Source organism: Viridibacillus sp. NPDC096237, from assembly GCF_050278625.1.
Lineage (GTDB): Bacteria > Bacillota > Bacilli > Bacillales_A > Planococcaceae > Viridibacillus.
Genome location: NZ_JBNNTI010000031.1, coordinates 1 through 5,023, shown reverse-complemented (window position 1 = coordinate 5,023; position 5,023 = coordinate 1). Strand labels below are relative to the sequence as shown.

General features: G+C 37.2%; 3 protein-coding genes. 1 reads left to right on the top strand and 2 read right to left on the bottom strand.

Features of this window, described 5'->3' with window-relative positions; translation table 11 throughout:
• Nucleotides 1–498 precede the first annotated feature (498 nt).
• Together ACQKMD_RS15630 and ACQKMD_RS15625 are read right to left on the bottom strand one after the other, a co-directional pair.
• Nucleotides 499–870: a DUF5391 family protein gene (locus ACQKMD_RS15630; protein ID WP_427753068.1), complete on the bottom strand. Its 372-nt coding sequence runs from the start codon at nt 868–870 to the stop codon at nt 499–501.
• A 437-nt stretch (nt 871–1,307) separates the two neighbouring features.
• Nucleotides 1,308–3,284, bottom strand: a complete 1,977-nt coding sequence (locus ACQKMD_RS15625) for a S9 family peptidase (RefSeq protein WP_427753067.1) — start codon at nt 3,282–3,284, stop codon at nt 1,308–1,310.
• 211 nt (nt 3,285–3,495) lie between these two features.
• Between ACQKMD_RS15625 and ACQKMD_RS15620 the strand changes: the two genes are divergently transcribed.
• A complete protein-coding gene (locus ACQKMD_RS15620; protein WP_427753066.1) occupies nt 3,496–4,848 on the top strand; it encodes an amino acid permease in 1,353 nt (450 codons plus the stop codon).
• Nucleotides 4,849–5,023: the final 175 nt, after the last annotated feature.

Below are 5,023 nucleotides of genomic sequence, written 5' to 3'. Positions count from 1 at the left end.
TGTCCCGCTTTTCCCGCAGGAGTCGCCACCTCCGCTCCAATCAACTACACATGGAATAAAAACAAAACTTTTGAGGCGATGAAAAATAATGACGAGATTCTTCCAGACTGTAGACAAACTCGAAGAAATCCAAATTTACCAACGGTCTTTTTTTAAAAATAGATAAGACCGTTGATTTCCGCTACAGTGGACGCTTTCCGCGGGCGGGCACCAAGTCGCTTCGTCGCTATGCTCCTGCAGGGTCTTGGACTGTCCCGCTTTTCCTGCAGGAGTCACCACCTTCGCTCCATTCAACTACACATGTAATATAAACAAATCTCTTGAGGCGATGAAAAAATGATGACAAGATCAAGTCGAAGAAATTCGAATTTATCTACGGTCTTTTTTTTAGGCTGTTTTCTCAAAGATTGTTGCTATAAAGAAAAGTTGGGCTATACAACAATCGCGCCCGATTGTTTAATACATTGCATCCTTATAAAACAGAACGTTATAAATCTGCTACTTTTTAAATGCAACAATATACCAAACGATATTGGCAATTAGTGACATAACGCAAAGAACGATCACATATAGAAAATCAGAAACATTATAAGTAACCGTTCCCATTACAAATGCCATTACAATTATTGAAAGTGATATAAGTAACCCTACTCCGCAAAAAACTGCCATAACATATTTCATTCCTTTAACTCCTACCCAATACAAAATTAAAGACAGAATATAAAAGACAAGAAACATTATAATATTCAGCCACATACCTAAAGAATTGAATCCACCAGGATCCGGAAAGGGAGATAGCGAAGCTGCAATCATTATAAAACAGAAAAGTAGCCCCGAAATTATGGTCATTAAGATAACACCATTTCTCATTCTACAACCTCCATAAGAATAATTTTTGGTAAGTTCACTTTACATATAGCACCTCAACAATCTGGCCCGATTGTTGAATAACACTATTTAACCAAAACAACAAAGTTTACGAAAACAGCCTTTTTTTAAAATAGATAAGACCGTTGATTTCCACTACGGCGGGCGCTTTCCGCGGGCGGGCGCCAAGTCGCTTCGTCGCTATGCTCCTGCAGGGTCTTGGACTGTCTCGCTTTTCCCGCAGGAGTCACCACCTTCGCTCCAATCAACTACACATTTAATAAAAACAAACCTTTTGAGACGATGGAAAATAATGACGAGTAATAAACCTGAAAGACATCAGATTAACTAGTACCTCAAGAACATCTCCTTAGCAAATTATTCTTAAAGTCTTAAGAAAAAATTGTCTTTCATTTGTACTACATGGAATTCCAGTTGGATTATAAATACTTCTCAAACCAACCTGTAATTTGTGTAAGTCTTTCTATACGTAAATTTGGTAAACCTGTTCGAGATAAGTTATGGTCTGCATCTGGGAATCTCACAAATTGTGTTTCTTTGCCCATAGATTTCAATGTAATATATAGTTGTTCAGCTTGTTCTATTGGACAACGGAAATCTTTTTCGCTATGCAAGATTAGTAATGGCGTTTCCACATTTCCTGCGTATTTCAGAGGGGAATGTTGCCATAGCTTTTCTACATTCTTCATATCTGTACCCATTTGCCAGTCACTGAAATAGTACCCAATATCTGATACACCAAAGAAGCTAACCCAGTTCGAGATTGAGCGCTGAGTAACTGCAGCCTTGAAGCGATTTGTATGACCAACAATCCAGTTTGTCATAAATCCACCGTAGCTTCCACCAGTAACACCCAATCGATCTGTATCAATCCAACCTTGCTCTGCAAGCACAGCATCTAATCCAGCCATGATGTCTTCATAATCACCACCGCCATAATCACCACGTACTGCATCTACAAATTCTTGACTATATCCGTGGCTTCCTCTCGGATTAATATATAAAACACCATAACCCTGTGCTGCTAGTAACTGCAACTCATGGAAAAAAGAATTAGCATACATAGCATGTGGCCCACCATGGATTTCAACGATTAACGGATATTTTGTACCTTCTTCATATTGAGCTGGCTTCATCAACCAACCATATACATCTAATCCATCTGAACTTTTAAAAGCAATTTCTTTAGGTTGAACAAGTTCAACTTCGCCAACAAAGGCATCATTGAAATGAGTCATTTGTTCTCGTTCACCAGTTGTTACATCGTATTTGAAAAGTTCACCTGGAACTACAGGATTACTAATTGCTAACAGCGCGAACGAACCATTACGCTCAACATCATAACCATAGACATGTTCACCTTCAGGACTCGCTGGATAAATTGCTCCATCCAATGTTGCATAATATAATCGTATATCTCCCATTGTAGACACTTGGAAATAAAGATCATTTGCTTTCGTCCATACAACAGTCGGTGCAGTAACTCCTTGTTGATGATCTGCTACAGCAACATCTCCTACTGGCGCATTAAAACCCTCGGTCAAGTTTCTGTAATACTGCTCTTCTGTATCGTAAATATAAACTGCTCCGTGAGTCGCATTTTTATATGTTTGATTACTGCCATAGAACGCTATATAACGGTCGTCATATGAAAAATAAGCATCTCCATAATAACCTTCTTCATGAAGAATAGTCGTTTCTTCCTTTGTTTCAATATCAACTAATAGCAGTTGCTGACTGAAATCAAAGTCTTTATTTTCTGCGCGATTTACTGATAAAACTAATTTTTCACCATCATGTGAAACTGCTTCTAGACTATAATTATGATTGCCTTCTGAAAACAATTCGATATCCCCCGTTGCCACATCAATTTTGCCAATTTGATTGTAGCTATCTTGAGGTAATAATCCTTTGCTATCGGCTTTATATTTCATACCTTCTACTATATACGCGGTTGGCTTTTTCTTTTCTTCTTTCTCGATAACATCAGTGAAGTTTTTACCTTCTTTAAGGCGACCACTAAACCAAATACTCTGACCGCATGGTGACCATTTGAATTGCGAAACGCCATTAGCTAATGTTGTAAGATGGCGAGCCTCTCCACCACTTTTTGCAATAATGTAAATTTGATTTTGTTCTTTACGGTTCGATAAAAATGCGACGCTTTTCCCATCTGCCGACCAAGTAGGAGATGATATGCGATCTTCTCCATATGACCATTGTGTAACTGCGCCACTTTTAATATCTAGATGGAATAAGTGTGCTATATATTTATTTTTTTCTTCATCAATAATTGTACGAACAAATACTGCCTCTTCTCCACTCGGTGATAATTGTGGATTTGTGACTGAATGTAAGGCATATAAATCCTCTGCTTTTAACAAACGCTTAGACATAGAAAAACTCCCCTTTCTTTTATACGAGAATCTCTTAAATTTTCAATATATTTGCATTAGTCAAACATATATATGTATTGTAACCATAAATTACATAGAAAAACAAAGAGTTTACAAGTTTTTTCTATTTGATCTGGCGTGTGGATTCTTATTTATCAAATTTTGTGATAATATAGGGGAGTTATTATTAGCTTCGAAGGAGTCTTACATTATGAACAAGAAACCAGAGCTTCAACGCGGATTGGAGCAACGACATATTACGTTGATGTCGCTTGGTGCTGCCATAGGAGTCGGTCTATTTTTAGGTTCTGCAGGAGCTATAAAATTAGCTGGACCAGCTATTTTATTAGCCTATGCACTTGGTGGTGCTGTTATTTTCATTATTATGCGTTCACTTGGCGAAATGGCCGTAAACAATCCCGTTGCGGGTTCGTTTAGTCGCTATGCTAGAGATTATTTAGGTCCACTAGCAGGATTTATTACAGGCTGGAACTATTGGTTCTTGTGGATTGTTACTTGTATGGCTGAAATTACAGCTGTTGGCGTGTACATGCAACTTTGGTTCCCAGATTCCCCAAAATGGTTATGGGCATTAGCAGCATTAATTGTCATGGTTATGGTGAATTTAATTGCTGTAAAAGCTTATGGTGAATTTGAATTTTGGTTTGCACTTATTAAAATCCTTGCAATTATTTCGATGATTGTACTTGGCTTAGGTGTTATTTTATTTGGTATTGGTAACGGCGGTATTGCTGTTGGCTTTAGTAATTTATGGAGTCATGGTGGATTTTTCCCGAATGGAATACAAGGTGTTTTCATGTCCTTACCAATAGTAATGTTCGCATATCTAGGTATCGAAATGATCGGGATTACAGCTGGTGAAGCTAAAAACCCTGAAAAAGTTATTCCTAAAGCAATTGATACTGTACTTTGGCGTATTTTATTATTCTATGTAGGTGCATTACTTGTAATCATGTCGATTTATCCTTGGAATGAAGTTGGCTCTACAGGTAGTCCTTTCGTTTTAATGTTTGATAAAATTGGTTTACGTTATGCTGCAGGAATTATTAACTTTGTTGTTTTAACAGCCGCATTATCTAGCTGTAATGGCGGTATTTTCAGTACTGGCCGTATGCTCTTTAACTTGGCTGAACAAAAGCAAGCACCAAAAGTATTTGCGAAAATTAGTAAAGGTGGAGTACCCGCCACAGCCATTATGGCATCTGCTTTTGTATTACTAATCGGCGTGGCACTGAACTATTTTGTCGCTGAAAAAGTATTCGTATGGGTAACTAGTATATCTACATTTGGAGCAATTTGGACATGGGGAATTATTTTAATTACTCAATTAAGATTCCGTAAATCATTGTCAAAAACGCAAGTATCAAAGTTAAAATATAAAGCATTTATGTATCCATTCGGATCATATTTAGCTCTTGCCTTTCTATCACTTGTCATGATTTTAATGGCATACTTCCCAGATACTCGAATCGCGCTTATTGTCGGTCCAATATGGATTTTATTTGTATTTATTATGTATCAATTAATTTATAAAGAATCATAAAAAAGGAGATTCCAAAACGGAATCTCTCAGACTGTAGACAAACTCGAAGAAATTCAAGTTTAACTACGGTCTTTTTTATTTGACGAATTGTAATATTAAGTGCAACACCAAGACAAAATAGAAAACGCCCATAACGATTCCGTGTAAAATGTAAGTTACCACACTAAACATCAGA